This window comes from Thioalkalivibrio thiocyanodenitrificans ARhD 1 (assembly GCF_000378965.1).
Taxonomy (GTDB): Bacteria; Pseudomonadota; Gammaproteobacteria; order Ectothiorhodospirales; family Ectothiorhodospiraceae; genus Thioalkalivibrio_A; species Thioalkalivibrio_A thiocyanodenitrificans.
Map to the genome: position 1 here is coordinate 1,146,674 of NZ_KB900536.1, position 26,753 is coordinate 1,173,426.

The 26,753-nt window shown below is 65.7% G+C and carries 27 protein-coding genes; 7 read left to right on the forward strand and 20 right to left on the reverse strand.

Annotation, left to right across the window (positions count from 1 at the left end; translation table 11 throughout):
• Window positions 1-22: 22 nt before the first annotated feature.
• The 14 genes from tolB to THITHI_RS0105440 form a co-directional block, all read right to left on the reverse strand.
• Window positions 23-1,333, reverse strand: a complete 1,311-nt coding sequence (gene tolB, locus THITHI_RS0105375) for a Tol-Pal system beta propeller repeat protein TolB (protein ID WP_018232053.1) — start codon at window positions 1,331-1,333, stop codon at window positions 23-25.
• 20 nt (window positions 1,334-1,353) lie between these two features.
• Complete coding sequence (gene tolA, locus THITHI_RS0105380; RefSeq protein ID WP_018232054.1) at window positions 1,354-2,313, reverse strand: cell envelope integrity protein TolA; 960 nt, start codon at window positions 2,311-2,313, stop codon at window positions 1,354-1,356.
• Window positions 2,314-2,317: 4 nt separating this feature from the next.
• Complete coding sequence (tolR, locus tag THITHI_RS0105385) at window positions 2,318-2,764, reverse strand: protein TolR (protein WP_018232055.1); 447 nt, start codon at window positions 2,762-2,764, stop codon at window positions 2,318-2,320.
• Window positions 2,765-2,801: 37 nt separating this feature from the next.
• Window positions 2,802-3,488, reverse strand: coding sequence for a protein TolQ (gene tolQ / locus THITHI_RS0105390; RefSeq protein WP_018232056.1), 687 nt, complete (start codon window positions 3,486-3,488; stop codon window positions 2,802-2,804).
• Complete coding sequence (gene ybgC, locus THITHI_RS0105395) at window positions 3,478-3,927, reverse strand: tol-pal system-associated acyl-CoA thioesterase (protein ID WP_018232057.1); 450 nt, start codon at window positions 3,925-3,927, stop codon at window positions 3,478-3,480. Before ybgC ends, tolQ begins: the two co-directional genes overlap by 11 nt.
• Before the next feature lie 36 nt (window positions 3,928-3,963).
• On the reverse strand, window positions 3,964-5,025 hold the full coding sequence (ruvB, locus tag THITHI_RS0105400) for a Holliday junction branch migration DNA helicase RuvB (RefSeq protein ID WP_018232058.1): 1,062 nt from the start codon (window positions 5,023-5,025) through the stop codon (window positions 3,964-3,966).
• A 132-nt stretch (window positions 5,026-5,157) separates the two neighbouring features.
• Window positions 5,158-5,763 carry a Holliday junction branch migration protein RuvA gene (gene ruvA, locus THITHI_RS0105405; RefSeq protein ID WP_018232059.1) on the reverse strand — a complete coding sequence of 202 codons (606 nt, stop codon included), beginning with the start codon at window positions 5,761-5,763 and terminating at the stop codon, window positions 5,158-5,160.
• Window positions 5,760-6,299, reverse strand: coding sequence for a crossover junction endodeoxyribonuclease RuvC (ruvC, locus tag THITHI_RS0105410; protein ID WP_018232060.1), 540 nt, complete (start codon window positions 6,297-6,299; stop codon window positions 5,760-5,762). The genes ruvA and ruvC overlap by 4 nt, the downstream gene beginning before the upstream one ends.
• Before the next feature lie 109 nt (window positions 6,300-6,408).
• Window positions 6,409-7,158 (reverse strand): YebC/PmpR family DNA-binding transcriptional regulator, encoded by a 750-nt coding sequence (locus THITHI_RS0105415; protein ID WP_018232061.1) that lies wholly within the window; start codon window positions 7,156-7,158, stop codon window positions 6,409-6,411.
• Window positions 7,159-7,324: 166 nt separating this feature from the next.
• The gene (locus tag THITHI_RS0105420; protein ID WP_018232062.1) at window positions 7,325-7,960 is read right to left on the reverse strand and encodes an esterase/lipase family protein; all 636 of its coding nucleotides are present in this window, start codon (window positions 7,958-7,960) and stop codon (window positions 7,325-7,327) included.
• Window positions 7,953-8,402: a dihydroneopterin triphosphate diphosphatase gene (gene nudB, locus THITHI_RS0105425; RefSeq protein ID WP_232199385.1), complete on the reverse strand. Its 450-nt coding sequence runs from the start codon at window positions 8,400-8,402 to the stop codon at window positions 7,953-7,955. The genes THITHI_RS0105420 and nudB overlap by 8 nt, the downstream gene beginning before the upstream one ends.
• A gap of 260 nt (window positions 8,403-8,662) precedes the next feature.
• Window positions 8,663-10,435: an aspartate--tRNA ligase gene (gene aspS, locus THITHI_RS0105430; RefSeq protein WP_018232064.1), complete on the reverse strand. Its 1,773-nt coding sequence runs from the start codon at window positions 10,433-10,435 to the stop codon at window positions 8,663-8,665.
• A 97-nt stretch (window positions 10,436-10,532) separates the two neighbouring features.
• Window positions 10,533-11,216, reverse strand: coding sequence for a DUF502 domain-containing protein (locus THITHI_RS0105435; protein ID WP_018232065.1), 684 nt, complete (start codon window positions 11,214-11,216; stop codon window positions 10,533-10,535).
• Entirely contained in the window at window positions 11,216-11,512 is a 297-nt protein-coding gene (locus THITHI_RS0105440) for an FmdB family zinc ribbon protein (RefSeq protein ID WP_018232066.1), read from the reverse strand. Before THITHI_RS0105440 ends, THITHI_RS0105435 begins: the two co-directional genes overlap by 1 nt.
• A 111-nt stretch (window positions 11,513-11,623) precedes the next feature.
• Between THITHI_RS0105440 and THITHI_RS0105445 the strand changes: the two genes are divergently transcribed.
• Window positions 11,624-12,001 (forward strand): DsrE family protein, encoded by a 378-nt coding sequence (locus THITHI_RS0105445; RefSeq protein WP_026186079.1) that lies wholly within the window; start codon window positions 11,624-11,626, stop codon window positions 11,999-12,001.
• A gap of 152 nt (window positions 12,002-12,153) precedes the next feature.
• A complete protein-coding gene (locus THITHI_RS0105450) occupies window positions 12,154-13,005 on the forward strand; it encodes an SDR family oxidoreductase (RefSeq protein ID WP_018232068.1) in 852 nt (283 codons plus the stop codon).
• Between the two features lie 545 nt (window positions 13,006-13,550).
• Here the strand turns inward: THITHI_RS0105450 and THITHI_RS0105455 are convergent.
• A complete protein-coding gene (locus THITHI_RS0105455; protein ID WP_018232069.1) occupies window positions 13,551-16,814 on the reverse strand; it encodes an efflux RND transporter permease subunit in 3,264 nt (1,087 codons plus the stop codon).
• The gene (locus THITHI_RS0105460; protein WP_018232070.1) at window positions 16,811-17,875 is read right to left on the reverse strand and encodes an efflux RND transporter periplasmic adaptor subunit; all 1,065 of its coding nucleotides are present in this window, start codon (window positions 17,873-17,875) and stop codon (window positions 16,811-16,813) included. The genes THITHI_RS0105455 and THITHI_RS0105460 overlap by 4 nt, the downstream gene beginning before the upstream one ends.
• A gap of 282 nt (window positions 17,876-18,157) precedes the next feature.
• Here THITHI_RS0105460 and THITHI_RS0105465 point away from each other — a divergent pair, with 282 nt between their 5' ends.
• From THITHI_RS0105465 to THITHI_RS0105475, 3 genes are all read left to right on the forward strand, one after another.
• The gene (locus THITHI_RS0105465; protein ID WP_156820479.1) at window positions 18,158-18,637 is read left to right on the forward strand and encodes a DUF4124 domain-containing protein; all 480 of its coding nucleotides are present in this window, start codon (window positions 18,158-18,160) and stop codon (window positions 18,635-18,637) included.
• 122 nt (window positions 18,638-18,759) lie between these two features.
• Window positions 18,760-19,104 carry a phenylpyruvate tautomerase MIF-related protein gene (locus THITHI_RS0105470; protein WP_018232072.1) on the forward strand — a complete coding sequence of 115 codons (345 nt, stop codon included), beginning with the start codon at window positions 18,760-18,762 and terminating at the stop codon, window positions 19,102-19,104.
• A 219-nt stretch (window positions 19,105-19,323) separates the two neighbouring features.
• Window positions 19,324-21,042, forward strand: coding sequence for a proline--tRNA ligase (locus THITHI_RS0105475; protein WP_026186082.1), 1,719 nt, complete (start codon window positions 19,324-19,326; stop codon window positions 21,040-21,042).
• Window positions 21,043-21,130: 88 nt separating this feature from the next.
• Here THITHI_RS0105475 and THITHI_RS0105480 read toward each other — a convergent pair whose 3' ends face one another.
• Window positions 21,131-23,491, reverse strand: a complete 2,361-nt coding sequence (locus THITHI_RS0105480) for a DUF1631 domain-containing protein (protein WP_018232074.1) — start codon at window positions 23,489-23,491, stop codon at window positions 21,131-21,133.
• A gap of 141 nt (window positions 23,492-23,632) precedes the next feature.
• Between THITHI_RS0105480 and THITHI_RS0105485 the strand changes: the two genes are divergently transcribed.
• A complete protein-coding gene (locus tag THITHI_RS0105485) occupies window positions 23,633-24,505 on the forward strand; it encodes an HDOD domain-containing protein (RefSeq protein ID WP_026186083.1) in 873 nt (290 codons plus the stop codon).
• A 169-nt stretch (window positions 24,506-24,674) separates the two neighbouring features.
• On the opposite strand, the gene THITHI_RS0105490 is transcribed toward THITHI_RS0105485, so the two are convergent.
• The 3 genes from THITHI_RS0105490 to THITHI_RS0105500 form a co-directional block, all read right to left on the reverse strand.
• The gene (locus THITHI_RS0105490; protein ID WP_033336907.1) at window positions 24,675-24,962 is read right to left on the reverse strand and encodes an acylphosphatase; all 288 of its coding nucleotides are present in this window, start codon (window positions 24,960-24,962) and stop codon (window positions 24,675-24,677) included.
• Window positions 24,963-25,164: 202 nt separating this feature from the next.
• On the reverse strand, window positions 25,165-25,749 hold the full coding sequence (locus THITHI_RS19730) for a LysM peptidoglycan-binding domain-containing protein (protein ID WP_033336908.1): 585 nt from the start codon (window positions 25,747-25,749) through the stop codon (window positions 25,165-25,167).
• Between the two features lie 189 nt (window positions 25,750-25,938).
• Window positions 25,939-26,253, reverse strand: a complete 315-nt coding sequence (locus THITHI_RS0105500; protein ID WP_033336909.1) for a DUF4398 domain-containing protein — start codon at window positions 26,251-26,253, stop codon at window positions 25,939-25,941.
• 137 nt (window positions 26,254-26,390) lie between these two features.
• Here THITHI_RS0105500 and arsC point away from each other — a divergent pair, with 137 nt between their 5' ends.
• A complete protein-coding gene (gene arsC / locus THITHI_RS0105505; protein WP_018232079.1) occupies window positions 26,391-26,753 on the forward strand; it encodes an arsenate reductase (glutaredoxin) in 363 nt (120 codons plus the stop codon).

Sequence of the window (26,753 nt, forward strand, 5' to 3'; positions counted from 1 at the left end):
GTCCATCTCGGCTCTGATGTCTTCAATCCAGAAACGGCGACCAGGCGGGCTCGCGGACTTCGCCCTCCTGGAGCACGAGACTCTGGCGCACGCGCCCGTCGGCGCTCACCGCGGCCAGCTCACCCTGGCCGCCGGCACCCGCCGTGGCATAGATGATCATGCCGCCGTTGGGGGCAAAGCTGGGCGCCTCGTCCAGGCGGCCGTCGGTGAGCAGGCGAAGCTGGCGGCTGCCGCGCTCCAGCACACCGATCCGGAACCGCCCCCGGTCGCCGTGGACCATAGCGATCAGGCGGCCATCCGGCGAAACGGCGGCATTGCCGTTGTAACGCCCTTCGAAGGTCAGGCGGCGCGCCTGCCCGCCGCCCGCGTCCACCTCGTAGATCTGCGGATTGCCGCTTCGATCGGAGGTGAACAGGATACTCCTGCCGTCAGGCATCCACTCGGGTTCCGTATCGATCGACCGGCTGTCGGTGAGTTTGCGCAGCGTACGGTCCGAGAGATTCATCACGTAGATATCGGGCGCCCCGTCCCGGGACAGGGTCAGCGCCATCCGCCGGCCGTCCGGGGACCAGGCCGGCGCGCTGTTGATGCCTTCGTGGCTCGCGATGAGTTCCCGGCCGCTGCCGTCCACGTTCTGGATATAGACCTCGGAGCGCCGGTTCTCGAAGGACACATAGGCGAGGCGCCGCCCGTCCGGGGACCACACCGGCGAGAGGATGGGCTGGGGGGAGCGGAAGATGGTGCGCGGGCGGTGGCCGTCCGCGTCCGCCACCTGGAGCGCGAAACGGGACTGACCGTTCGCCCGGGTCACGCTCACGTAGGCCACCCGGGTACTGAAGGCGCCCCGGGTGCCGGTGATCTGCTCGTAGATGAGATCGCTGATCTTGTGGGCGGCCCGGCGCAGATCGTCGCGGCCGGACACCGGAATCCGGTAGCCGGTGGTCTGGCGCCCGCTGACCGCGTCGAACAGCTGGAACTGCACGTTGAAGCCGTCGGCGCCCGTGGCCTGGAGACTGCCGATCACCACGTGCTCCACCCCCGCGTTGCGCCAGGCGCGAAAGTTCACGTCCCCGCCGCGCACCGGGCGTTGCGGCATGCGAGCCCGTTCCAGGGGCGCGAACTGGCCGCTGCGGTGCAGGTTGGCCTGGACGATGGCCGCGATGTCCTCCGGCGCACGATCCCCCGCCCCCTGCCAGCCGAAAGGCACGACGGCAATGGGCATGGCGCCCTCCACCCCCTGGGTGATGCGGATCTCCAGGGCCGCCCGGGCGCCGAACGGCAGCAGGCACAGAACCAGGAGAAGCAGGATTCGCGAAGATGCAGTCGATGTCATGATGTGTCCCGGCACTGGGTTCAACGGGGTTCAAAGGTAAACCGGATCTCCCGGGCGAACAGTTCCGGGTCGGGCGGATCCGGCAGCGGTTCCGCCTTGCGCACGGCGGCCTCCACGGAGCGGCAGAAGGCGGCATCGCCGGTGCAGCGCTCGATGCGCACGTCCTGAATGTAACCACCCGGCGTCTGGAGCACGATCACCACGGCCATCTGCCCGGACTGGAAACCGCTCGGCTGCAGCCAGTTGCGCTCGACGGCAGCCCTGATGGCGTCCGTATACTGCCCCCGGAGGCTTGCCAGCTGCATGCGGCGCTCCTCCTGCCTGCGGTCATCCTCCTCACGGGCCAGGCGTTCCTCCTCGGCCCGCAACGCGGCCTGCCGCCTGGCCTCCTCGGCCCGGCGTTCCTCTTCCAGCCGGCGCTGGCGTTCTTCCTCGGCCCGGCGGGCCTCTTCCTGACGCCGGCGTTCCTCTTCGGCGCGGCGCGCCTCTGCCTCCGCCTGGCGCCTGGCCTCCTCCTGGCGGCGCTGTTCCTCCTCCGCCCGTGCCTGCGCCTGCCGGCGGGCCTCTTCCTGGCGCTGGCGCTCGGCTTCTGCTTCTGCTTCTGCCTGGCGACGGCGCTCCGCCTCTGCCTGGCGCCTGGCCTCTTCCTGGCGGCGCGCCTCCTCCTGGCGCGCCTGTTCCCGGCGCTGGCGTTCGGCCTCCTCGGCCCGGCGCCTCTCCTCCGCCCGGCGGCGTTCGGCCTCGATGCGCTCGCGCTCGGCCGCGCGCTTGTCCTCCTCGATGCGGTCGAAGGTGCGCGCATCCACGGCCACGGCCTCGATCACCCGGTGGGCATCGGGCTGGTGCACCGACACGTCCAGCACCGAGGCCTGGCCCCGCGGCGTGAACTCCAGGCCCAGCAGCATGGCCAGCAACAGCAGCAGGTGGACCAGCGCAACGGCGCTCAGGATTCGGGGATGATCTTGCAGGGTCTGCCACATGGCATCAGTCGCCCGCCTCCGCGGGATCGGTAATCAGCCCCACCCGGGCCACCCCGGCGGACTGCACGGTCACCATGGCATCCACCACCCGGCCGTAATCCACGTTGCGGTCGCCGCGCACATACACCTGGACCCCGGGCCGATCGGAGAGCAGCCCCGCGACGATCTCGCCCAGTACCTCCCGTTCCAGGGGCACGTTCACCTGCGGCCCCTGGTTCAGGGTCACCTGCCCGTCCCGGGCGACGGTCACCACCACCGGTTCGCCCTCGTCCGGGTCCGGCTCCATGGTCTCGGCCCGGGCCTGGGGCAGGTCCACCTCCACACCCTGCTGCAGCAGGGGCGCGGTCACCATGAAGATGATCAGCAGCACCAGCATCACGTCGATGAAGGGCACCACGTTGATCTGTGACATGGGACGGCGCCGGCGCGCCGCATCCTTGGCTAGCGCCATACGCCCCGCTCCCGGCCGGCTGTCTGTCCGGCGCGCATCACATGGCCTCCTCGGTGGCCGGGGCCTGTCGTTGCAGCAGTGAGGTGAACTCCTCGGTGAAGTTGTCGTAGCGCGTGACGATGCGGTCCACATCGTCGGAGAAGCGATTGTAGGCGATCACCGCCGGGATGGCCGCGAACAGTCCCAGCGCGGTGGCGATCAGCGCCTCGGCGATGCCCGGCGCCACCATGGCCAGCGTGGCGGTCTGTACGCCGGAGAGCCCGATGAAGGCGTGCATGATGCCCCAGACGGTGCCGAACAGGCCGATATAGGGGCTGGTGGAACCCACCGTGGCCAGGAACGACAGATAGCTCTCCAGCCCGTCCACCTCACGGGAGACGGCGACGCGCATGGAGCGCAGGGCGGATTCCCCGAGGGTCACGCCCCGTTCGTGACGCTGCTTGCGCCCGCGCAGGAACTCCTTGAAGCCGGCGACGAACACGTGCTCCAGCCCGGACACCTCGTTCTTGCGCCGGATGCCCTCGTAGAGATGGGCCAGGTCGACACCCGACCAGAAGCGCTCCTCAAACTCGTCGGTGGCGACCCGCGTGTCGCGCAGCACGCGCCACTTGATGATCATCACCGTCCAGGACAGCACGGAGGCCACGACAAGGATGAGCATCACCAGTTGCACGATGAAGCTGGCCTCGAGAATCAGGCGATACAGGGAAAGATCAACGCTCACGTGTCTCGGCCTCCAGGGCTGACAGGGCTTCGAGGATATCGTCCGGGACGCTGCGGGGCCTGAAACTGCCGGCATCCAGACAGGCAATCTTGACCTCCCCGCGGCTCAGCAGTTCCGGCGCGGACCCGGCCGCGGTCCTGACGACCGTCTGTGCGAACTGCAGGCTGGCCCGCCCCATGGACCCGATGGCCGCGGTCACCTCCAGCAGGTCGTCCAGACGTGCCGGGCGAAGATAGTCCACTTTCACGGAACGCACGGCGAACAGCAGGCCGCGCTCCTGCACGAGCCGGGCCTGATCGAATCCGAGAGATCTGAGCCATTCCGTGCGGGCGCGCTCCATGAAGCGCAGGTAATTGGCGTAATACACGACCCCGCCGGCGTCCGTGTCCTCGTAGTAGACGCGCACCGGCCAGACGAAGGTCCTGTCTGACTGCGACATGTTGCTGGATTGCACGCTCATGGAAACGGGGCTCGATCACACTTTGTCTTCACCGGCGTCGCCGGAGGCCGGGCTGAACAGGTCTCCGGCCACACCCGCACCCCCGGGCACGGCCAGGCCGAAATAGCGATACGCATTGCCGGTGGCCATGCGCCCCCGCGGGGTGCGCATGAGGAAACCCTGCTGGATCAGGTAGGGCTCCACCACGTCCTCGATGGTGCCGCGCTCTTCGCCGATGGCCGCCGCCAGGCTGTCCACACCCACCGGCCCGCCGTCGAACTTCTCGATCACCGCCAGCAACAGGCGGCGGTCCTGGGCATCGAAGCCCTGCACGTCCACGTCCAGGAGATCCAGGGCGCGGTCCGCCACGGCCGCGGTGATCACGCCGTCGGCCTTCATCTGGGCATAGTCACGCACCCGCCTGAGCAGCCGGTTGGCGATGCGCGGCGTCCCCCGGGAGCGCCGGGCGATCTCGACCGCGCCGGCCGGTTCCAGCTCCACGTGCAGGATGCCGGCGGCACGCTGCACGATGCGGGTGAGATCCTCGGCGGCGTAGAACTCCAGCCGCTGCACGATGCCGAAGCGGTCCCGAAGCGGCGAGGTGAGCAGCCCGGCACGGGTGGTGGCCCCCACCAGGGTGAAGGGCGGCAGATCCAGCTTGATGGAACGCGCCGCCGGCCCCTCGCCGATGACGATGTCCAGCTGGAAATCCTCCATCGCCGGATACAGGACCTCCTCCACCACCGGGGACAGGCGATGGATCTCGTCCACGAACAGCACGTCACGGGGTTCCAGGTTGGTGAGCAGCGCCGCCAGGTCTCCCGGGCGCTCCAGCACGGGCCCCGAGCTGTGGCGCAGGTTCACGCCCAGTTCGTGGGCGACGATATGGGCAAGGGTGGTCTTGCCGAGCCCCGGCGGACCGAAGATCAGCACATGGTCCAGCGCCTCGGAACGGCCGCGGGCCGCGCCGATGAAGATTTCCATCTGTTCGCGCACCGCCGGCTGGCCCACGTAGTCCGCCAGCCGCCGGGGGCGGATGGAAAGTTCGGCCGCTTCGTCCTCCCTGGAGCCTTCAGCGGTGATCAGACGTTCAGGCATGACTGCTCAAGAGGCAAGATACCAGAGGCAAGATACAAGAAAAAACGTGAAAAAAGAACCACAACATTCTGTTACACAGCAAGAAATCCGCACTTCAAAGGGCGTTTCCCCTGACACCCGACACCTGGCGCTTCACTTCAGTGTCGCCTTCAACGCCAGCCGGATGAGGTCTTCCGAGCGCTCCGCCTCGCCCTCCACGGCGCTGATCAGCCTGCTTGCCTCCTGGGGTCTGTAGCCCAGGGACACCAGGGCCGAGACCGCGTCGCTCACGGGGTCCGGCGCCGCCGCCGCGGCGGCCGCCTGCTGGCCGCCCGCCACGGCGGCGGTGGCCGGCAGGGACGCGAGCCGATCGCGCATTTCCACCACCAGGCGCTCGGCGGTCTTGCGGCCTATCCCCGGCAGGCGCACCAGGGAGGCCGTGTCCCCGTTCATGACGCAGCGGGCGAAGTCTTCGGCGCTCATGCCCGAGAGGATGGCGAGCGCCATCTTGGCCCCCACGCCGCTCACCCGGATCAGGCTTCGGAAAAGCCCCCGCTCGGACTCGCTGGCGAAGCCGTAAAGCACGTGAGCGTCCTCGCGCACGTGCAGATGGGTATGCAGAGTCACCTGCCCGCCCGGTTCCGGCAGGTTGTAGAACGTGGACAGGGGCGCCTCGATCTCGTAGCCGACGCCCTGGACCTCCAGCAGCAGGAAGGGCGGCTGCTTGCTCACCAGCTCGCCGCGCAGGCGGCCGATCATCGCCGGGACCTCCGGCGGCTGCCCCGGGTCCTGAAGGCAAGCCCCCGGACGCCTTCGGGCAACTGGCTGAGGGTCGCCCGTGTATGGGCGTGGCAAAGCGCCACCGCCAGGGCGTCGGCGGCATCCGGCAGGGGCGCGTCCTTCAGGCCAAGGATCATGGTGATCATGTGCTGAACCTGTTCCTTGCTGGCGGATCCGGTGCCCACCACCGCCTGCTTGATGGACGTGGCGCTGTACTCCACCACGGGCAGGCCGCCGCGCACCCCGGCGCAGATCGCCGCGCCCCGGGCCTGGCCCAGTTTCAGCGCGGACGAGGGGTTGCGCGAGACGAACACCTGCTCGATGGACAGCACATCCGGGGCATGGGCCTCCACCAGTTCGCTCACCTGTTCGAAGATGCGTCCCAGGCGCACCACCAGGTCCGCCCGGCCGAGCCGGATACAGCCGCTGTGCACATGGGCACTTGTCCTGCCGTCACTGTCGACGATGCCGAAGCCGGTCACCAGGGAACCGGGGTCGATGCCTAATATGCGCATTGTATGCGCAGTGGCAAGTCTCAAGTGGCAAGTGGCAAGGGAAGAACGACTCTTCCTTGCCACTTGCCACTTGAGACTTGCCACTGTTCCACCATCGCTCGCGAAACCCTCAGGCTTCCATGGCCTGCATCACTTCATCGGGGAAGTCGGCATTGGTATACACATTCTGCACGTCGTCCAGATCGTCCAGCATGTCCAGGAGCTTGAGCAGCGCCTGGGCGCTGTCGGCGTCCACGGGGGCGGCGGTACCGGCACGCATGGTCACCTCGCTGCGCTCGGGCCTGAGGCCCGCGCCGGTCATGGCGGCGCGCACGGTCTCGTAGTGGTCCGGGGCGGTCAGCACGTCGATGGAGCCGTCGTCGTTGGCCAGCACATCCTCGGCACCGGCCTCCAGGGCCATCTCCATGATCCGCTCCTCGTCGCTGCCCGGCGGATAACTCAGGATGCCCTGCTTCTCGAACAGGTAGGCCACCGAACCGTCGGTGCCCAGATTGCCGCCGCACTTGGTGAATGCATGACGCACCTCGGCCACGGTGCGATTCCGGTTGTCCGTCATGCAGTCGACCATGATCGCCACGCCGCCGGGGCCGTAGCCCTCGTAGCGAAGCTCCTCGTAGTTGACCCCCTCCAGCTCGCCGGCGCCGCGCTTGATGGCGCGCTCCACCGTGTCCTTGGTCATGTTGGCATCCAGGGCCTTGTCGGTGGCCAGACGCAGGCGGGGATTCGCGTTCAGGTCCGAACCGCCGAGGCGGGCGGCCACGGTGATTTCCTTGATCAGCTTGGTGAAAAGCTTGCCGCGCTTGGCGTCCTGGGCATTCTTGCGGTGCTGGATGTTCGCCCACTTGCTGTGTCCTGCCATGGAGGTCTTGTCTCTTAGCGTGATTCGATTTGGATTCGGGGATATTCGCGGCGGGGTCGCCGCTCCTACCGACACCATGGAGCACGTAGGAGGCCCGACCCCGGGCCGAATCGCCCGCCGCACCGGTCCGGGAACCCGGCGGCCAGCATAAGGGGCATAGTCTAACTTAGGGCGACCGGGCCGTGAAATCGCCCCACCTGAGGAAGGCGGCCACTGCCTCCGCCACCGCCTCCGACCAGAGCATGCCGAAGTGGCCATAGGGCACAGCGAGATGGGCATTGATCTCCGGCGAGCGGGTTTCGGCCAGGGCCACGGTGCCGTCATTGGGGGTGTCCAGCCGCCAACAGAACAGCGTGCCGATGCCGAAACCGCGGTTTCCCGCCACCATGCCCAGTTCCCGGCCGGCCTTCCAGCGGGGGGCGCCGCCGAGCAGGCCCCGCCTGATGCTGCGCCCGAGCAGCCAGCGGGTCAACGGCGTGCGGGCCATGCAGGCGGCGGTACGGCTGCCGTTGATCGGGGTGCCCAGCATCACCACCCGCCCGGGCCGCTGCATGGGATAACGCTCGAACAGGTGCGCGACCACCAGCCCGCCGAGACTGTGGGCCACCAGGTGCACCACGTCCGCGTCCACGGAACGCAGGAACCGGTCCAGCCGGGCGGCGTTCCACTCGGGAGCGGCCAGGATGCTGGAATAGCGGAACTGATGGCATTGAAAGCCTTCGGCGGCCATCCGGCGGCGCAGGGGCGTCATCTCGAGCCCGGTCATCCACAGGCCATGGACAAACACCACCGCCTCACGCATCGGGCGCGTCCTCCCCGAGCACACGCTCCCGGATCACCCGGGCGTTGCTCCAGGAGAAGCAGCGCCCGGCGGCCTCGGCCGCCGGCAACCAGCAGTATTCCGTGTGCTCCCTCGGCTCGAGACGCACCGGCACCGGTGCCGGCAGCGCCAACAGAAACACGTGCTCCAGATTTTCGTGGACATCGGGGGCGTAGCGATGCCGCCAGACCGTATGGATCGGGAAACGATACGTCAGTTGGCAGTCCACGAGACCCCCGGCATCCAGCCCGGTCTCCTCGTAGAGCTCCCGCCGGGCCGCGGATTCGGGCAACTCGCCCCACTCCAGGCTGCCGGTCACCGATTGCCAGAAATCCGGCGGCTCACGCCGGCGCAGGAGCAGGACCTGGCCATCCAGGGCATGGACGACGATCAGGACGGATTCGGGTCGTTTGAACGAAGGCACGGATACAAGATACAAGAGTCAGGAGCCAAGGGAACCCGGTTTGCACGGCGCCTGCGGCAAGCCTTTCCCCCGGCGATCGGGGCAATCGCCCGCGGGAGCGGGCTCCTACGGGGGGCCGAGGCCGTCGTAGGAGCCCGGTCCTCCGGGCGATCAGGCGACGCAGGCAGCCTGAAATGGGGTTGGCTGGGAAAAAAACACCCCCGGCAACTGGCGGATCGCCTGCGGGAGCGGGCTCCTACGGGGGGGCGAGGTTCCTGGCCTTACGAGGATGGCTTCCGGGTGCGGATGCTCAGCTCCCGCAACTGCGCCTCGGACACCTCCGCTGGCGCATCGGTGAGCGGGCAATGGGCCGTCTGGGTCTTGGGGAAGGCCATCACGTCACGGATGGACTGGCTGCCGGTCATGAGCATGACCAGGCGGTCCAGGCCGAAGGCAATGCCGGCATGGGGCGGGCAGCCGTACTTCAGGGCATCCAGCAGGAAACCGAACTTTTCCCTGGCCTCTTCGGCGCCGATGCCCAGAAGCTCGAATACGGCCTGCTGCATGGCGGTGGTGTGGATACGCACGGATCCGCCGCCCACCTCGGTGCCGTTGAGCACCATGTCGTAGGCGCGCGACAGCATCTCGCCAGGATGGCCGGTAAGGTCCTCCACACGTTCCGCCCGGGGCGCGGTAAAGGGATGATGCAGGGCGACCCAGCGATTGTCCTTCTCGTCGTGTTCGAACATGGGGAAGTCCACCACCCAGAGGGGCTTCCAGCCGCGCTCCACCAGGCCCCGGTCATGGCCGACCCGGACGCGCAGGGCACCCAGGGATTCGTTGACCACCCGGGCCTTGTCCGCGCCGAAGAACAGGAGATCCCCGTCCCGGGCGCCGGTGCGGTCCAGGATCTCCACCACCACCGTGTCCGGCAGGAACTTGAGAATGGGCGACTGCAGGCCCTCGCGGCCGGCGTTGATGTCGTTGACCTTGATGTATGCCAGACCCTTGGCGCCGTAACGGCCGACGAAGGCCGTGTAATCGTCGATCTCCTTGCGCGACAGCGCCCCGCCCCCGGGCAGCCGCAGTGCCGCGACCCGGCCCGCGGGATCCTGTGCGGGACCGGAGAAGACCTTGAAATCCACCTCGCCCATCACGTCGGTCAGTTCCGTCAGCTCCAGGGGAATGCGCAGGTCCGGCTTGTCGGATCCGTAGCGCGCCATGGCCTCGGCGTGACTCATGCGCGGGAAGGGGGCGTGCAGGGGCACCTCCAGCACCTGGGCAAACAGCTCGCGCAGCATCTCCTCCATGAGCCCCATGACACCCTCCTCGTCCATGAACGAGGTCTCGATATCGAGCTGGGTGAACTCGGGCTGGCGGTCGGCACGCAGGTCCTCGTCGCGGAAGCAGCGCACGATCTGGTAGTAGCGGTCCAGTCCCCCCATCATCAGCAGCTGCTTGAACAGTTGCGGCGACTGGGGCAGCGCGAAGAAACTGCCCGGATGGGTGCGGCTGGGCACGATGTAGTCGCGCGCGCCTTCCGGGGTCGCCTTGGTGAGCATCGGGGTCTCGATATCGAGAAAGCCGTTGTCCTCGAGGAACCGGCGCAGGGTGCGGCTGATGTGCGCGCGCATCTGCAGGCGCGTCTGCATGGCGGGGCGGCGCAGGTCCACGTAGCGGTAGCGCAGCCTCGTTTCTTCGTTGACGTCGTCCTCCTCCAGCTGGAAGGGGGGCGTCTCCGCGGCATTGAGCACGGTCAGGTCCTGACCCAGCACCTCAACCGCGCCGCTGGGCAGGTCCGGGTTGACCGTGCCCTCCGGGCGGCGGCGCACCCGGCCGCGCACGGCGAGTACATACTCGCTGCGCACCCGCTCGGCAGTGGTGAACACCTCGGGCAGGTCAGGGTCGAACACCACCTGCACCAGGCCCTCCCGGTCGCGCAGGTCGATGAAGATCACGCCTCCATGGTCCCGGCGCCGATTGACCCAACCGCACAGGGTCACTTCCTGGTCCAGGTGTGATTCGTTGACGGCCCCGCAGAAATGACTACGCATGACTTGCCCTTCTTGGTTGAATGAGTTCACCGCCAAAGGCGCGGGTGCGCCGGGGAACGGGAATCGCGCGGTGTAATGCCCTGAAAAGGCGGCAATGTTACGACTTGGACTGGGGGGGCGCAACTTCGCCGCCGCGCCCGGCTTTGGGCGCCGGGGGCCATTTCGGCGTCACCACGCCCAGGGACATGACCAGCTTCAGGCCGTCCTCCACGGTCATGTCCAGCTCCACCACGTCGTCGCGAGGCACCAGGATGATGAAGCCGGAGGTAGGGTTGGGCGTGGTGGGCACGAACACGGTGAGCACTTCCCTGTGGGTGCGGTGCTGCATCTCCCCGACCCCGACGCCGGTCTGAAAGGCCAGGGTCCACAACCCCTTGCGCGGATACTCGATCATGAGCACCTTGCGGAAGGAATCCCCGCCGTTGCCCAGCAGGGTCTCCATGACCTGCTTCACGGCCGAGTAGATGGTGCGCACCAGGGGGATGTGCTGAACGATGCCTTCCCACAGCTCAACGAGCTTGCGCCCCACCAGATTAGCCGTGACAAGCCCCGTCAGCAGCAGGATGACCGCCGCCAGCAGCACCCCCAGGCCGGGGATCTTGAATCCGAACAACGCCTCCGGCCGCCAGGCAGGGGGCAGGAGCAGCAGGCTGTTGTCCATCAGATCCACCAGGAACTTCAGGACAAAGAAGGTGATCACCAGCGGCACCCAGACCACCAGCCCCGTAATCAGATACCTGCGCAGGGCGACGAGCCGGGGCCGCTGTTCGGAAAGAGGCATCAGCCGGCTGCCGCCGCCTTGGCCGTATCCGGCTTCTTCGTTTTCTTCGTCTCCTTGGGCTTGGCGTCCGGCTTGGCCGACTCACCCCCGCCGTCCTTGAGGTTGCGCTTGTTCTTGCTCTTGAAGTCCGTCTCGTACCAGCCGCTGCCCCCGAGCCGGAACCCGGCCGCGGACACCAGCTTGGACAGCGCCGGTTTGCCGCACTCGGGGCACACGGTCAAGGGCGCGTCACTGAGCTTCTGGATGGCCTCCAGCCGGTGACCGCAGGCGCCGCACTCGTACTCGTAGATGGGCATTTTCAATCCCTCATCAAATCGGTCAGTATTGTCGCTGAATTATATGGGGCCGGTTTGCCGGAATACCACACCGGGCCGCTCGAAGGTATCCGGGTCCGGGGGGACCATTGCATGGCAGACAAAGTCGTCATCCTGTTGCTGAATGTGGACATGGAGGTGCCCGACAACCTGGGGGCACCCTTCTTCCAGGCCGCGGTGGCGGCAGCCATGGACCTCAAGGTGGAGATCCACTTCGCGGCCCGCACCACCCGGCTCCTGGTCAGGGGTGTCGCCGATCAGTTGTATCCCGCGGAAAACAGGGAAAAATCCATCTACAGCTTCATGCGGGATGCGCACGAGGCCGGCGTGAAATTCTACGCCTGCGCCGGGGCGGCGGCCACACACCAATTGACCGAGGACAACAGCATCCCGGAACTGGACGGCATTCGCGGTGTGGCCGCGTTTCTCGGTGCGGCCATCGAGGACGACGTCCTCACGCTGACTTACTAACCACCCTTCTACTGCGGCTGCCGATATGCTCGCTGTGATCCACCGGTCCGCATGGGTCCGCTTCGCTTGACCCATCCTACCGGTTACCCTTCGCATTCATCCTTCATCCTTCATCCTTCATCCTTCACCCTTCATCCTTCAAAGACCCCCCCATGCCGACTGCACCGCGCACTGTCCTCATCACCGGCTGTTCCAGCGGCATCGGTCATTGCGTGGCCCATGGCCTGAAGGCACGGGGATACCGGGTGTTCGCCACCGCACGCAGGACCCGGGACGTGGCGCGCCTGAGCCAGGAGGGCCTGGAGGCCCTGCATCTGGATCTGGATGACAGCGGCAGCATTGCCGCCGCCGTGGAGCAGGTACTGGAGCGCACCGGCGGGCAGTTGTACGCGTTGTTCAACAACGGCGCCTATGGCCAGCCCGGTGCCGTGGAGGACCTGTCCCGGGGCGTGCTGCGGGCACAACTGGAGACCAACCTGCTGGGCTGGCTGGAACTGACCAATCGGGTGCTGCCCGTCATGCGCCGGGCCGGCGAAGGACGGATCATCCAGAACAGCTCTGTGCTGGGCCTGGTGTCGTTGCCCTTTCGCGGTGCCTACAACTGCTCCAAGCATGCCCTGGAGGGCCTCACGGATACCCTGCGCCTGGAACTCGCGGGCAGCGGCGTGCATGTGAGCCTGGTGGAACCCGGCCCTGTCGAAAGCCGCTTCCGGGCGAATGCCCATGCGGCGTTCCTGAGAAACATCGACCGGGAGCGCAGCGTCTTCCGGGAGCGTTACGCCGCCGCTGAGCGGCGCCTCACCAGGGAGGGTCCGGCAGCCCCTTTCACCCTGCCGCCCGAAGCGGTGCTGAAGAAGGTCATTCATGCCCTGGAAAGCCCGCGGCCCCGCGCCCGCTACTACGTCACCGTCCCCACGTATCTGCTGGGCACCCTGCGCCGCCTGCTGTCCACCGCTTTGCTGGACCGGGTGCTGCTGGCGGTCGCACGGCGCGAGAATCGTTGACCGGCGGCACCGGGGCGCGGCCGGCACGGTATCCCGGAGCGGCTTCGTCTGCTCGCGATTCCCTCGGGATGACATCCTGCGGCAAGCGCAACCCGGGGCCGGACAGGCGTTATGACCCCGACACGCCGCCGCGGGCCACGGACAGAAAAAAGCGTCCCCGGAGGTTACCCCGGGGAGGGTCCAGATAGGGGTTTGGGGGACGAAGAGGGGTAGGTTAGCGTTTCCAGTGAGCCACCAGGCGCCCCGTGCAGCGTCGCGCCAGACGACAGTCTGCGCGGTCACAGCCAATCCGGGTCCTCGTGCCGAAACACGGCGCCTCACCACTGGCAACCTGCAGGCGGCGGATCTCAGTGCCGCTCAGTAACCAGGGATTCACGGCGGCAATGCCACTACGCCATTCTGCACGCCCGTCCGGATCCATCGCAGGATACCTCCTGCATCCCGATGTGACTCATCATCAAGTCTAGCCCGGTTCCGCAAAGCTTCATTGATCTTGATCAATAAACCGTGCCCGGCGGGCGCCTCACGCCTCACGCCTCACGCCTTCAATCCGCTCTGACCAGATGCAGACGGTTCCTGATGTAACTGTAGTAGAGCACCGGGATCACCAGGAGGGTAAGCACCGTGGACACCAGAATGCCGAAGATGAGCGATATGGCGAGACCGCTGAAGATCGGATCGTCGATGATGAAACCGGCGCCCACCATGGCGGCCAGACCGGTCAGCACGATGGGCTTGGCGCGAACGGCCCCGGCACGGATCACCGCGTCCTCCGCGGCCTCACCCCGGCGCAGCTCGTCGTTGACGAAATCCACCAGCAGGATGGAGTTGCGCACGATGATACCGGCCAGGGCAATCATGCCGATCATGGAGGTGGCCGTGAACTTGGCATCCATGAAGAAGGCATCCATGAGCGCATGCCCGGGCATCACGCCGATCACCGTGAGCGGGATGGGCGCCATGATGATCAGGGGCACCATGTAAGAGCGGAACTGGGCCACGACCAGCAGGTAGATGAGCACCAGCCCCACCGAGTAGGCGATACCCATGTCCCGGAAGGTTTCATAGGTGACCTGCCATTCCCCGTCCCACTTGAGACTGTAGAAGTAAGGGTCGTCCGGCTGGGAGATGAAGTACTGCTGGATGTTTCTGCCGAACGCCAGCGGCAGGTCCCGCAACTGGAAGACGAGGTCGAACATGCCGTAGAGCGGGCTGTCCAGCTCACCCGCCATATCGCCCGTCACGTACACCACCGGCAGCAGGTCCTTGTGGTGGATGGAATGCTCCCGGGTGGTCTCCACCACGTTCACCAGTTCCGACAGCGGCACGAGCGCACCGCCCTGTGAACGCACCTTGAGCGCGAGCACGGAATCGATCTCCGCCTTGTCGGCCAGGTCGAATTCCAGGCGCACGGGCACGGCATACTTCACGTTCACGCCATAGAGGTAGGTGGCGTCATCGCCGCTCATCACCGTGTCCACGGCGTTGACCACCGCCTGCTGGGAGACGCCCAGCAGGGCCGCCTTCTGGCGGTCCACCTCCAGGATCAGGCGCGGACCCGGAAACTCCACGCTGTCGTCCACATCCACGATGCCATCGGTGGCCTCGAAGACCTGCCGGAGCTGGCGGGCCACTTCGATCTGCCCCTCGTAATCCAATCCGTAGACCTCGGCCACGATGGGCGAGAGCACCGGGGGACCCGGCGGCACCTCCACCACCTTGACCGACGCGTCATACCGGGCGGCGATCTCGCGCAACGGATCACGCACCGAGAGCGCCACGTCGTGGCTCTTGCGCTTGCGCTCGGAGGCGTCCAGAAGGTTCACCTGGATATCACCCATGTGCGCGCCCTCGCGCAGATAATACTGGCGCACGAGGCCGTTGAAGTTGATGGGTGACGCGGTGCCGGCATAGAGCTGGTAATCGGTCACCTCGGGCACGGTGGCGAGATAGGCGCCCATCTCGTGCAGGACCCGACTGGTCTGCTCCAGGCTCGAGCCTTCGCGCATGTCCAGCACCACCTGAAACTCGGACTTGTCGTCAAACGGCAGCATCTTGAGCACCACCGCCTGAAAATAGACCAGGGAGACCGAGGCGAGGATCAACACCACCATCCCGCCATAAAGGCCCCAGCGGCGCACCCTGGCCTTGTCACCGCGCAGGAAGGGTCCCACGCTGTGCTCGGAAAGGCGCATCAGCCAGCCGCTGGCCTCCTCGGAGTGGCCCTGACCGCCATCCGCGTGCGGCCGGGCCTCGGCCTGGCGGCGCAGCATCTTGTAGGTCATCCACGGGGTGACCACGTAGGCCACCGCCAGGGAGATGATCATGCCCATGCTGGCGTTGATGGGGATGGGACTCATATAGGGCCCCATAAGCCCTGTCACGAACGCCATGGGCAGCAGGGCGGCGATCACCGTGAAAGTGGCGAGGATCGTGGGGCCGCCCACCTCGTCCACTGCCAGTGGAATGGCCTCCAGCAGCTTCTTCCTGCCCATCTGCATGTGCCGGTGGATGTTCTCCACCACCACGATGGCATCATCCACCAGAATGCCGATGGAGAAGATCAGGGCGAACAGCGACACGCGGTTGAGGGTGAAGCCGTAGGCCCAGGAAGCGAACAGGGTGATGGCGAGCGTGATGACCACCGCCGTGCCGACGATAAAGGCCTCGCGCCACCCCAGTGCCAGCCAGACCAGGATCACCACGGAACCGGTGGCCAGGATGAGTTTCCGGATCAGGGTGCGGGCCTTGTCGTCCGCGGTAACGCCGTAATTGCGGCTAATCGTGGTGTTCACCCCCTCCGGGATGAAGGTGCCGCGCACCTGGTCCAGGCGTTCCATGATCCTGTCGGCAATGTCCACCGCGTTGGTGCCCGGCTGCTTGGCGATGGCCAGCGTCACCGCGGGCTGGGTCATTCCCGCCACCGTCTCCTCGCCCGATGCCACGCCCAGTCCGAAGCGGACATGGCTAACCGGCGGCGCCGGGCCGTGGCGAACCTCGGCGACATCGGAGAGAAACACGGGACGTCCGTCGCGCACCCCTACCACCAGCTCAGCGATCTCCTCGGCGCTGGTCAGGAAGGTGCCCGCCTGTACCGGAATCTCCATGTTGTCCCGCACCAGCGCGCCGGTGTCCCGGGAGAAGTTGCTGGCCTGAAGCGCCATGCGCAGTTCATCCAGGCCGATGCCGTAGCCGGCAACGCGCTGCGGATCGAGCACGACGTGCACCACATGGTCCGGACCGCCGATGGTGTAGATGTCCCGCGTGCCCGGCACGCGTTTGAGTTCGGTCTCGAGGCCGTGGGCGACACGCAGCAGTTCATGGGCACCGCGGGACTCGTCCTCGGTCCAGAGGGTGACGGCCACGATGGGCACATCGTCGATGCCTCTCGGCTTGATGATGGGCTGGCCCACACCCAGGCCCTGCGGCAGCCAGTCCTGGTTGGAGAAGATCTGGTTGTAGAGGCGCACGATGGCCGCGGTGCGGTCCTCGCCCACCTTGAACTGAACCGTGAGCACGGACATGCCCGGCTGCGATACGGAATAGACATGTTCGAGCCCTTCGATCTCCGAGAGCACCTGCTCTGCGGGGGAGCTCACCAGCTGCGCCACCTCCCGGGCCGTGGCCCCCGGGAAGGGGATGAACACGTTGGCGAAGGTCACATTGATCTGGGGCTCTTCCTCCCGGGGCGTGACCATGACGGCGAACAGCCCCAGCAGCAGGCCCACCAGGGCCAGCAGGGGCGTGATCTCGGAAGTGAGAAACTTGCCGGCAATGCGGCCCGAGATACCCATGCCGCCGTCACTCATGGGGTCGTCTCCCGCTGCTCCTTCAGGTACAGGGTGGCGTGCACCGGCTCCAGGGCCACCCGCTCGCCGGCCTCCAGGCCGGCCAGGACCTCGATCATGCCGTCGTCCAGGACACGACCGGCGCGGATCTGGCGAAGGCTGACTCGCTCGGTCTCGTCCACCACATAGACGCCGACCAGTTCACCCCGGTACACCACGGCACGCTCGGGCACGACCAGACGCTCGCGCTCACCCACCGCGAAGGCGACTTTCACGAACATGCCCGGGAACAGTCCCTCGGTGCCCACAGGAAGGTCCACGCGCACGCTGAAGGTGTTGGTGGCGGGATCGGCGTAGGGAAAGAAGGTCAGGCCATCGGCGTCGACCGGCGTTTCGCCGTCGTGAAACACCCGCGCTCGGCCCAGTTCACGCACCGCCCCGATATGACGCTGGGGCACGTCGGTGGTCACCCGCAGGACCTCCAGCGAGATACCCGCAATCAACGGCTGCCCGGGGCTAACGCTCTCGCCCACCTCCACGAAGCGCTCGGTCACAATGCCCGCATAGGGCGCGCGCACACGCGTGTATTCCAGCTGTTCCTCGGCCCCGGCCACGGCCGCACGGGCGGATTCCAGCCGGGCCCGGGCCGAATCCCGGGCGGCGGTGGCCCTGTCCATCTCGGCCCGGGCAACCAGCTGCCGCTCGAAGATCCCGCGGATGCGCTCATACTCGGCTTCCGCCTCGCTGAACCGGGCCTCGGCCTCGCGCAGGGCGGCGCTGGCCTGGTTCAGGCGGGCGCGCTGCTCGGTATCGCGCAGGCGGGCAATCAGGGCGCCCTCCTCCACGAACTCGTCCACATCGTAGACCAGCTCCACAATGCGTCCGGACGTCTGGGCCGACACCGTGGCCCGATGCACCGCCTCCACGCGTCCGTCCAGCACCTGCTCCTGAACCGTGAGCTGGCGCTCCGCCCGGGCCGTCTCGAAAGGCACCGCCACGGCGGTTCCGGTCACCCCGCCGCCCAGTACCACGGCCAGGACCGGGGCCAGGATGGCTATACTGCGGTTCAATTGCCTGTCCATGCTCGTCTCCCCTGCTGGATCGGTCCCCGCCGGCAGCGGCGAGGGATGGAGTAATATTAGATTTTTCTAATATACAAGCATCCGCCACACGGAACAACCACCGCCCCGCCCACGGGCAACTCCCGACACGCCGCCGACGCCCCGCGCAGGTCCCTTCGGTCAGACAACGGACGTCTGTCATGGCGTGACCTGCACGGGTCAAGTATATAGAAATCATCACCCGCCACCCCCGGGGACCGGCGGGTGCTTTCTGTTAAGCTTGCCGCAAGGAGACTGATGCCCATGAGTTGTCCCGAAATCATCCGTATCACCCCTTTCGCGATCGCCGCGCTGCTTCTGGTCATGGGGCTGCTCCCGCCCCCGCTGACAGCCCAGGACACCGTGTACCGGTGGACGGATTCGCAAGGCATGGTGCATTACGGTCAGGCGCCGCCACCTGGCGTGGATGCGACACCCATCACCCGAGCGGCTCCCCGGGTCGACCGGGCGCCCCAGGAGCGTCTGGAACGTGCCATGGAAGAGCGCGATCAGCGACACGAAGAGACCCGCGCCGAGCAGGAGGAGCGGGAACGCCAGGAAGTCTCCGAACGCATCCGCGCCGAAAACTGCGCACGCGCCCGAACCAACCTGGAAATCCTCACTGCCCGGGGCGGCCGCGTCACCATCCGGGATAACGACCAGTATCGCGTCATCGACGAGGAAGAGCGCCAGACCAGGATCGCGGCGACCCGCGAGCAGATCCAGGAGTTCTGCCGCGACTGATGCATACCCGCCACCCGGCGCCATGATGCCCGATCCGCGCCCCGCAGGCCGCATGGCGCGAACCGGGGCGCGGGTTTCATGACAGCCTGCCCCGCAACGACATCCGAAGGATCCCGCTGCCCATGCCCCTGCTGAGTATCGAGACCAACCAGACCGTGGACGATTCGTCCATCGCGCATCTGCTGAAGACGGCATCACGCATGGTTGCGGAGCAATTGGGCAAGCCGGAACGCTTTGTCATGGTGCGCTTCAACCGCAACCCGGACATGCTCTTCGCCGGCGACGATGCGGCGCTGGTGTATATGGAACTGAAGAGCATCGGGCTCCCGGAAACCGCAACCGGAGAGCTCTCCCTGTTGCTCTGCAATCTCATGGAAGCGGAGATCAATGTGTCCCGGGACCGGGTGTATATTGAATTTGCCAATGCGCCCCGTAAGCTATGGGGCTGGAACGGCGGCACCTTCTGAGCCCCACTGGCAGGGACAACGGCAAACACCTGGCAAAGGAGAATTTGCCACAGAGGTCACAGAGGTCACAGAGGGGAAAGACAGAAAAGCACCCTTCAGGCCCTGTGCTTTCAGCCAGGGGGTCCGAAAGGACTCTCCTTCTCTGTGACCTCTGTGCCCTCTGTGGCAGAAGTGCTTTTCGACCCCGAACCCATCACATCAAAAACCAAGACAAAGAACATGCGCGCAACCCGATTCCCCCTTGCCACTCTCAAGGAAACCCCCGCCGACGCAGAAGTGGTGAGCCACCAGCTCATGCTGCGCGCCGGCATGATCCGCCGCCTCGCTTCCGGTCTTTACACATGGACACCCCTGGGCCTGCGCGTCCTGCGCCGTGTCGAGAACATCGTACGCGAGGAGATGGACCGTACCGGCGCCCTGGAACTGCTCATGCCCGCCGTGCAACCGGCGGAGCTGTGGCAGGAGTCAGGGCGATGGGAGCAGTACGGCCCGGAGCTGTTGCGCATGAAGGACCGGCACGAGCGGGAGTTCTGCTTCGGGCCCACACACGAGGAAGTGATCACGGACTTCGTACGCCGGGAGGTGAAGAGCTACCGACAGCTTCCGGTCAACTATTACCAGATCCAGACCAAGTTCCGCGACGAGATCCGTCCGCGGTTCGGCATTATGCGTGCCCGCGAATTTCTCATGAAGGACGCCTACTCCTTTCATGCGGATGACGAAAGTCTCACGGAGACCTACGCGCACATGCATGCCGCCTACTGCCGCATATTCCAGCGCTGCGGCCTGGACTTTCGTGCCGTTCTGGCGGACACGGGTGCAATCGGCGGCAGTGCCTCCCACGAGTTCCATGTATTGGCAGATTCCGGAGAGGACGCCATCGCCTTCTCCGACCGGAGCGATTATGCGGCCAATGTGGAACTGGCCGAGGCGCTGCCCCCTGAGGCTGCGAGAGACGAACCCGCCGAAGAGTTACGTCTGGTGGACACACCGGATGCGCGTACCATCGCCGACCTGGTCTCCGGGTTCGGCCTGCCCGTGGAAAAAACCGTGAAGACCCTGGTCGTGGCGGCCGACGAAGACGCCGACACGCCGCTGGTCGCCCTGCTGGTGCGTGGAGACCACGAACTCAATGCGGTCAAGGCGGAGAAGCTGCCCCGGGTGGCGAAGCCGTTACGCATGGCCGGCGAAGAAGAGATCCGGGCTGCCATCGGCGCCGGTCCGGGCTCCCTGGGCCCCGTGAAACTGCCGATTCCCTGCGTGGTGGACCGGGCTGTGGCCGTGATGAGCGATTTTACCGCCGGGGCCAATGTCGACGGCAAGCACCATTTCGGCATCAACTGGGAGCGCGATGCCCCACTGCCGGAAGTGGCCGACATACGCAACGTGGTGCCGGGCGATCCGAGTCCCGACGGTCATGGCCGGCTGCAGATACGCAGGGGCATCGAGGTGGGCCATATATTCCAGCTTGGCCGCAAGTACAGCGAGGCCATGGCCGCAAGTGTGCTGGATGAGCAGGGCCGCACACTCACGGTAACCATGGGCTGCTATGGCATCGGTGTTTCCCGGGTGGTGGCAGCGGCCATTGAGCAGAACCACGACGGACAGGGCATCATCTGGCCGCAGGCACTGGCCCCGTTCACCGTGGCGCTGTGCCCCATCAACGCCCAGAAGTCCCAGCGCCTGCGTGAAGCCGCCGACACCCTCTACGAACGACTGCTGGCCTTTGGCATCGACGTCCTGTACGACGACCGGGGGCTGCGCCCCGGTGCCATGTTCGCCGACATGGAACTGATCGGCATCCCTCACCGTCTGGTGCTGGGTGAACGAGGCCTGGATGCCGGCGAAATCGAGTACAAGGGACGGCGGGACGCCGAGCCGACCATGCTGCCGATGGACGGGCTGGAGGGGTTCCTCAAGGATAAGCTGGAAGAATGAAAATGAAACGGGAAGGGGGAATGAAACCACCCCCTCCCCGGCCCTCCCCCTAAGGGGGAGGGGATTTCAACTTCTCACTTCCCGATTCTCACTTCACACTTGGAGAGAGGCTCGCCATCAGTGTACTGATGGCCCGATCGAATACGGGCACGTCCTCGATGATGTTGGCCCGGCCTTCCCGAAATTCAGCCGCCAGGGCCGGCACGGTCAGCTCCCTGACCTTGAGCCCGTGACGATTCACGAAGAAGTACTTTCCGCTGATAAGACTCTTCCAGGAGAGCTTGGCCCGCATGGGTCGGGCTTCCTCATCCTGAAGCTCGAGCCATGTCCCCTCCTCCAAGTTCCGGGCCTGCGCGAGGTGCGCGTCCTCGTCCACTCCGACGGACCCGTCGTCCGCATCCGCGTCCTCATAGACATGGAAGCTGCCCTCGGTGATCAATCGGTTGATCTCGGCCACCTTTCGGGCAATGAAGGAACGACTGTCCTGCAGTTCGGATGGATCGGCGATCGGCCCCGCATCAGGCACCAGGGCGGGCCTGGGAATGCCCGCCCCCAGGTTCTGCGACGTACCGGAGGCGCTCGCCGGAAGCGCACCGGCTGCGGCATCCGCACGTACCGCTCTCGCGGACGCGGCATCCGGCCGCTTGAGTAACGGCCCGGCGTCCACGTCAAGTTCGATATCCGGATCACGCACCAGGCGTGCATGTTCCGCGGCGAGCACCGCCAGAATGGCCTGCTGCTCATCCTCACTGCAGGACATGCGCGTCATGCCTTCCTGCAGCGCCCGCAACAAGGACGGCAACAGGTTGGTAAGCTGATCACGCTCGGCCTGGGTCGATTTGGGCAACAGACTCCACACCAGCAGGGAGGCCACGTTAAGCGCCTTCTTCCAGAGTTTGCCATGCTGGCCCTCCTTGAGGTAGATGAGCACCAGGAGGTCCTGCCAGGTGGTGCGCAAGAGCCGGAGCACCGGCTGCGGCAGGAGGTGATCCTCCACCACACGGCCGATGGCCTCGCCGGCCACGGCCTTGGCCATACGCATGTGTTCCTTGCTCTGGGCCAGCAACGTGCTGCGTTCCTCACGCTGCGCGGCGCGCTCCGCCTGATCCCGGGACCACTCCTGGAACGCCAGCAGTTCGCGCTCGAAGAGGCCCACGTCACCGTCACTGTCTTCGAGCAGACGGGTCACAAGGGATTCAATCCGGGAACGCAGGCCATCCTCGCGTTCCCCCTCCTCAGTCCAGCCAATGCCCGCCCGGGCCAGCTCGTTGATCAGGCGCCGGGCCGGATGCTTCCTGCGGTTGAAAAAGCTCCTGTCGACGATGGCCACCCGCAGCACGGGAATCTGCAACCGCCCGATCAGCTCCTTGATCGGAGCGGGAAGCGCGGGGTCGTCGAAGATGAAATCGAACAGCATCGCGACAATATCGATGGCCGTCTCGTCCGTGCGATTGAGCGCGACGCCGGTGGAAACCCCACCATTGACGGCGCTCAGCACCGCGTCCTTGAGTTCGGCACCACTGTAGACACCCCCGGACGCCGGAGCGGCAGCGGGAAGGCCTCTGAGCGCGCCGGCGACCAGCGCCCGGTCCACCAATGTGACCCCTGGCTGCAACGCACCGCCCGACTGTCCCGCAAGGCGCTGCAACAGCGACAGTAATTCGCCCCCTTCGTCTCCATCCGCCGGATCCGGTGCCAATTCCTCTTGCGCTGTCTCCGGGCCCTCACGGCGGGCGGTCTGACCGGGATTGGCAGCGGGGCGGGCATGCAGGTCGGGGAGTATGCCCCGCTCCGCGAGTTCGTGATTCACTTCCTTGTAGAGTTCCGGCAACTGGCCGACCACGTACTTGTCGAACAGCTTGTAGATGATCAGACGGATGCGCAGACTCACGTCCAGCGCCTTGACGGCACTTCGAAATGCCTCGCACAGGGCCGAGGGCGCCAGTGGATGCGCATCCTCCGCGAGTTTCGGGCGGTCCAATGCCACCGCGAGCCGGCGTGTCAGCACATACAGCTGGCTTTCGTTGACCCGATTGGCCTTGGAGATCATGCCCTCCAGGGCCAGATTCTCTTCCAGTTCATCATCATCCACGAGGGAGAGCTCGAGCTCACCGCCGGGAGCCTTGGCACTCCGCCCCGCCCCACCACGCAGGAATGCATCGAAGAGACGCGAAAGCTGCAGGGGATACTCGCTCTCCATGGTCGAGCGCCTGCGCCGCACTTCGCGCATGGCCTCGAAATACTCAGACTGCGTCTCGTCGTCTTCAGCCTGCTCGGCCCGCTTGAACAAGGCATCATCCGTGTTATCCAGCATTGCCTTCAGGCAACGCTCCACGTGATGTGCCGTCAGGGTGCGGCAACGACCGATGATCTGAAGGGCCGACCCGGCCGACTCCCGCCTGGCCGCGCCGTTGAAGGGAACCACATTCTCGCTGCCCGGATCGCTCATGGTGGACTCCGCAAGAGGCGAACCACACGCGCATCGTGGCGTGTTTCCGACCCCTGGCAAGTTGGCGTACACATCTTATACTCCCTAGTGTTTGCCGGTGACCACCGGGCGATTCGCAAAAGCGTGGCGTCGATCAAACTTATGAATGCGGTTTCCGACAAACGGGGGCAAATCAGGGAACTACTGGTAGAGTGTTCCGCCCTTGTCTCGCCGCCCGATATCGTGATCCAGCTGCGCCATGCCGTCGACGCGCCCGACAGTACGCCCGAAGACCTGGCCGCCATCGTCATGCAGGATCCCGGCCTCGGCGCACGTATGCTGCATATGGCCAATTCCGCCATGTACGGCCTCAATCATCGGGTGGAAACGCTCAGCCGTGCCATCTCCATCATCGGCCCGCGGCCCCTCTATCATCTTGCTCTGGCGCTCACCGCATCCCAGACCTTCGCCAGACTCTCCGACGAACCCGTGGACATGGCGGCATTCTGGCGCCACAGCGTGTTCAGCGCACTGATTGCCCTCGACCTTGCCCGCCGCAGTCGGGCACACCATCCCGAATGCCTGTTCATGGCGGGCCTGCTGCATGACCTGGGCAGTCTGGTGCTCTACCAGCGCTCTCCGGACAGCCTGCGAAAATCCCTGCTGGCCTCGCGTGACAACGAGCATGCACTCGTCCGGAAGGAACGTGAACTCTTCGGCTTCGATCATGCCGAGGTGGGTGGTGCACTCCTCGAACTCTGGGACATGCCGAAAGACGTGCAGCACGCGGTAGCGCGCCATCACCGGCCGACGTCGCCCATGAGCCTGCCGGTGGCTATCGTGCATCTGGCCGACACCCTGGCGAACCGCACGGACCAAGGGAGCCTCAGCGGATTCGGTGCCTGCGGCCAACCACCCCATCCGGACGCCTGGAAGCTGTTGGGCCTGGACGAGGGCCTCACGGACGAAATCCGGAAAGAAGTGCACCTCCAGTTCATGGAGACGCTGCACGTGATCCTGCCGCAGCACAGATGAAGGCTATTCAAGGTTCAAAGTTCAAGGTTCAAAGGGGGGCGCCGGGCCCTTGCGCGATGGCGGGAAGACGCCAGTCACCTTTAAACTTTAAACCTTGAACCTTGAACCTTGAACCTTGAACCTTGAACCTTGAACTTTGAACTTTGAACCTTGAATCTCGAATACGCTTTCACCCCACCCTGAATCCGTCAGGCACCGGCCCCTGGAAATCTTCACCACTGACGTCATCCACCCGGGCGGCGGAAGGTCCCTCCCAGAGCCACGCCTCCAGGGCACGCACACGGTCGCAGGGCCCCGCCGCCACAACCTCCACCCGCCCGTCACGGAGGTTTCTCGCGTGGCCGGACAGCCCGAGGCGTTGGCCTTCGCGCCGGGTGGAGGCCCGGAAGAACACGCCCTGAACCACACCGCTTACCAGAAAGCGTCTTGCACAGATGTCCGTTGATCCTGGGGGCATGGGGATGGTCAGTTGTCAGTTGTCAGTTGTCAGTTGTCAGTTGTCAGTTGTCAGTTGTCAGTTGTCAGGAGCGTAACCGCCCCCCACAGCATGTCAAAGGACTCTTGTACAACTGACAACGGACAACTGACAACTGACAACTGACCAACCAAAAAAAGGGCCCGCACTAGGCGGGCCCCGGATACTTACGCCGGACTGCCGATCAGCGCTTGGGACTCAGCCCGTACTGGTCCAGATAGCGCACGTCGGAGTCTTCCACGCGACCCAACTCCCAGGCACCGCGTGTGCGCGCATGCCGCACTGCGGCGTCCACATCGCCCTGGGAGGGTTCCAGTTCGATCGTCAGGCGCTGGCCCGGATAGATCAGGTCCGCATCGCGGATCTGGGATGCGTTGGCCTTGTAGATCAGCGGCCACTGGTACGGATTGCCATAGACGGAACTCCGGCCCGAGATCCGCCAGAGACTGTCGCCACGCACCACCTCGTAGGTCATGGTGGTGGGAGGTGCAGGCGGAGGCGGCTCAGCCCGTGGGGCAGGCGCAGCGGGGGTAGGCGGTGCGGGCGGCGGTTCAGGCCGCGCAACCAGATCCGGGTCGCACTCTTCCACCACGTTGTCCGGAGACCAGCGGTCGGTACGCCAGCAGTCACCCGCTGCGTTGCGCCAGTACTCGCCCGGAGCGTTTACGACGTAGCCCGTCTTCTCGGGCGGCTGCGTGGTGGCACACCCAACCGAAACTCCCAGGGCGATCGCACCAACGACGAAAAGCCGCAGATGTTTCGTTCTCATGACGTTAGCTCCTGATTATTGAGGATTCTTGTGAGCACACCACAGGGCGTACGGATATTGAAAGCTAACACCGCCCCGGTGAAATCGTCAAGGACAAAGAAAAACACAGGTCACGGAACGGAAAATCCGCCCACACCGCTGCCCGGACGACGATCGGCGGGGAGAGGATTGTTCGGCCGGCGTGCCCACCTATCTGCCTGTCCCCGGGCTACCCAGGGCCTGCTCACGCGCTTCCACGGCATGGAGTCGCGCCAGATCGGCCTTCTCCCGGGCAGACCTGTAATTCCCCTCATTGAGCAACGCCTCGGCGGACTCCAGCAACCGCCGGGCACTCAGATAGCTGGGCAGGGCCTGGTCCCGTGCCCCGACCTGTTCCGCCGCCTGAAGCGCCTGCCGGGCGTCACTCATCTCCTGAACCGGGGCCGTAGCGGCGCAACCGGCAAGCGCCGCAAGCAACAGGTATAATGCAATGAACGCTGCGCGACGCAGGTGTCTGCTCCACATGGGACGGTTTCGCGAACTCGGGGCGCGGGATGGGACCCCTGATCCGCGAAACGCTATCACCGGCCCGGAGAAGCGTCAAGGCGGCCTCCTGACCATCGATACTGCCCGTTTACTCCTTCAAAGCACAAGGCATCTTCATGTCCAGCCAATCCACTGCGGTTGTCATCTACCACAATCCACGCTGCAGCAAATCCCGGGCGACCCTTGAACTGCTCAAGTCCAGGGGCATCGAACCCCGAGTGGTGGAATATCTCAAGGCGCCCCCCGACGCACAGGAGCTGGATCGTATCCTCAGACTGCTGAATCTGGAACCGCGGGAACTGATGCGCCGCAAGGAACCGGAATACACCGACGCTCACCTGGACGATCCGGGGCTCACGCGGGAGACCCTGATCCGCGCCATGGTCCAGCGTCCCATACTCATCGAACGTCCGATCGTGGTACATGGCGATCGTGCCGCCATCGGCCGCCCGCCGGAACAGATTCTGGAGATCTTCTGA

What these genes read in the sequence shown, in the direction of transcription:
- THITHI_RS0105440 (WP_018232066.1), bottom strand. Translation starts at nt 11,512, where the DNA reads ATGCCCATCTACGAGTACGAGTGCGGCGCCTGCGGTCACCGGCTGGAG.
- THITHI_RS0105445 (WP_026186079.1), top strand. Translation starts at nt 11,624, where the DNA reads ATGGCAGACAAAGTCGTCATCCTGTTGCTGAATGTGGACATGGAGGTG.
- THITHI_RS0105420 (WP_018232062.1), bottom strand. Translation starts at nt 7,960, where the DNA reads ATGCGTGAGGCGGTGGTGTTTGTCCATGGCCTGTGGATGACCGGGCTC.
- THITHI_RS0105460 (WP_018232070.1), bottom strand. Translation starts at nt 17,875, where the DNA reads ATGGACAGGCAATTGAACCGCAGTATAGCCATCCTGGCCCCGGTCCTG.
- tolB (WP_018232053.1), bottom strand. Translation starts at nt 1,333, where the DNA reads ATGACATCGACTGCATCTTCGCGAATCCTGCTTCTCCTGGTTCTGTGC.
- ruvB (WP_018232058.1), bottom strand. Translation starts at nt 5,025, where the DNA reads ATGCCTGAACGTCTGATCACCGCTGAAGGCTCCAGGGAGGACGAAGCG.
- tolR (WP_018232055.1), bottom strand. Translation starts at nt 2,764, where the DNA reads ATGGCGCTAGCCAAGGATGCGGCGCGCCGGCGCCGTCCCATGTCACAG.
- aspS (WP_018232064.1), bottom strand. Translation starts at nt 10,435, where the DNA reads ATGCGTAGTCATTTCTGCGGGGCCGTCAACGAATCACACCTGGACCAG.
- ruvC (WP_018232060.1), bottom strand. Translation starts at nt 6,299, where the DNA reads ATGCGCATATTAGGCATCGACCCCGGTTCCCTGGTGACCGGCTTCGGC.
- THITHI_RS0105480 (WP_018232074.1), bottom strand. Translation starts at nt 23,491, where the DNA reads ATGAGCGATCCGGGCAGCGAGAATGTGGTTCCCTTCAACGGCGCGGCC.
- arsC (WP_018232079.1), top strand. Translation starts at nt 26,391, where the DNA reads ATGTCCAGCCAATCCACTGCGGTTGTCATCTACCACAATCCACGCTGC.
- tolA (WP_018232054.1), bottom strand. Translation starts at nt 2,313, where the DNA reads ATGTGGCAGACCCTGCAAGATCATCCCCGAATCCTGAGCGCCGTTGCG.
- THITHI_RS0105415 (WP_018232061.1), bottom strand. Translation starts at nt 7,158, where the DNA reads ATGGCAGGACACAGCAAGTGGGCGAACATCCAGCACCGCAAGAATGCC.
- ruvA (WP_018232059.1), bottom strand. Translation starts at nt 5,763, where the DNA reads ATGATCGGCCGCCTGCGCGGCGAGCTGGTGAGCAAGCAGCCGCCCTTC.
- THITHI_RS0105465 (WP_156820479.1), top strand. Translation starts at nt 18,158, where the DNA reads ATGAGTTGTCCCGAAATCATCCGTATCACCCCTTTCGCGATCGCCGCG.
- THITHI_RS0105470 (WP_018232072.1), top strand. Translation starts at nt 18,760, where the DNA reads ATGCCCCTGCTGAGTATCGAGACCAACCAGACCGTGGACGATTCGTCC.
- THITHI_RS0105490 (WP_033336907.1), bottom strand. Translation starts at nt 24,962, where the DNA reads ATGCCCCCAGGATCAACGGACATCTGTGCAAGACGCTTTCTGGTAAGC.
- THITHI_RS19730 (WP_033336908.1), bottom strand. Translation starts at nt 25,749, where the DNA reads ATGAGAACGAAACATCTGCGGCTTTTCGTCGTTGGTGCGATCGCCCTG.
- THITHI_RS0105455 (WP_018232069.1), bottom strand. Translation starts at nt 16,814, where the DNA reads ATGAGTGACGGCGGCATGGGTATCTCGGGCCGCATTGCCGGCAAGTTT.
- THITHI_RS0105435 (WP_018232065.1), bottom strand. Translation starts at nt 11,216, where the DNA reads ATGCCTCTTTCCGAACAGCGGCCCCGGCTCGTCGCCCTGCGCAGGTAT.
- THITHI_RS0105500 (WP_033336909.1), bottom strand. Translation starts at nt 26,253, where the DNA reads ATGTGGAGCAGACACCTGCGTCGCGCAGCGTTCATTGCATTATACCTG.
- THITHI_RS0105485 (WP_026186083.1), top strand. Translation starts at nt 23,633, where the DNA reads ATGAATGCGGTTTCCGACAAACGGGGGCAAATCAGGGAACTACTGGTA.
- THITHI_RS0105475 (WP_026186082.1), top strand. Translation starts at nt 19,324, where the DNA reads ATGCGCGCAACCCGATTCCCCCTTGCCACTCTCAAGGAAACCCCCGCC.
- THITHI_RS0105450 (WP_018232068.1), top strand. Translation starts at nt 12,154, where the DNA reads ATGCCGACTGCACCGCGCACTGTCCTCATCACCGGCTGTTCCAGCGGC.
- ybgC (WP_018232057.1), bottom strand. Translation starts at nt 3,927, where the DNA reads ATGTCGCAGTCAGACAGGACCTTCGTCTGGCCGGTGCGCGTCTACTAC.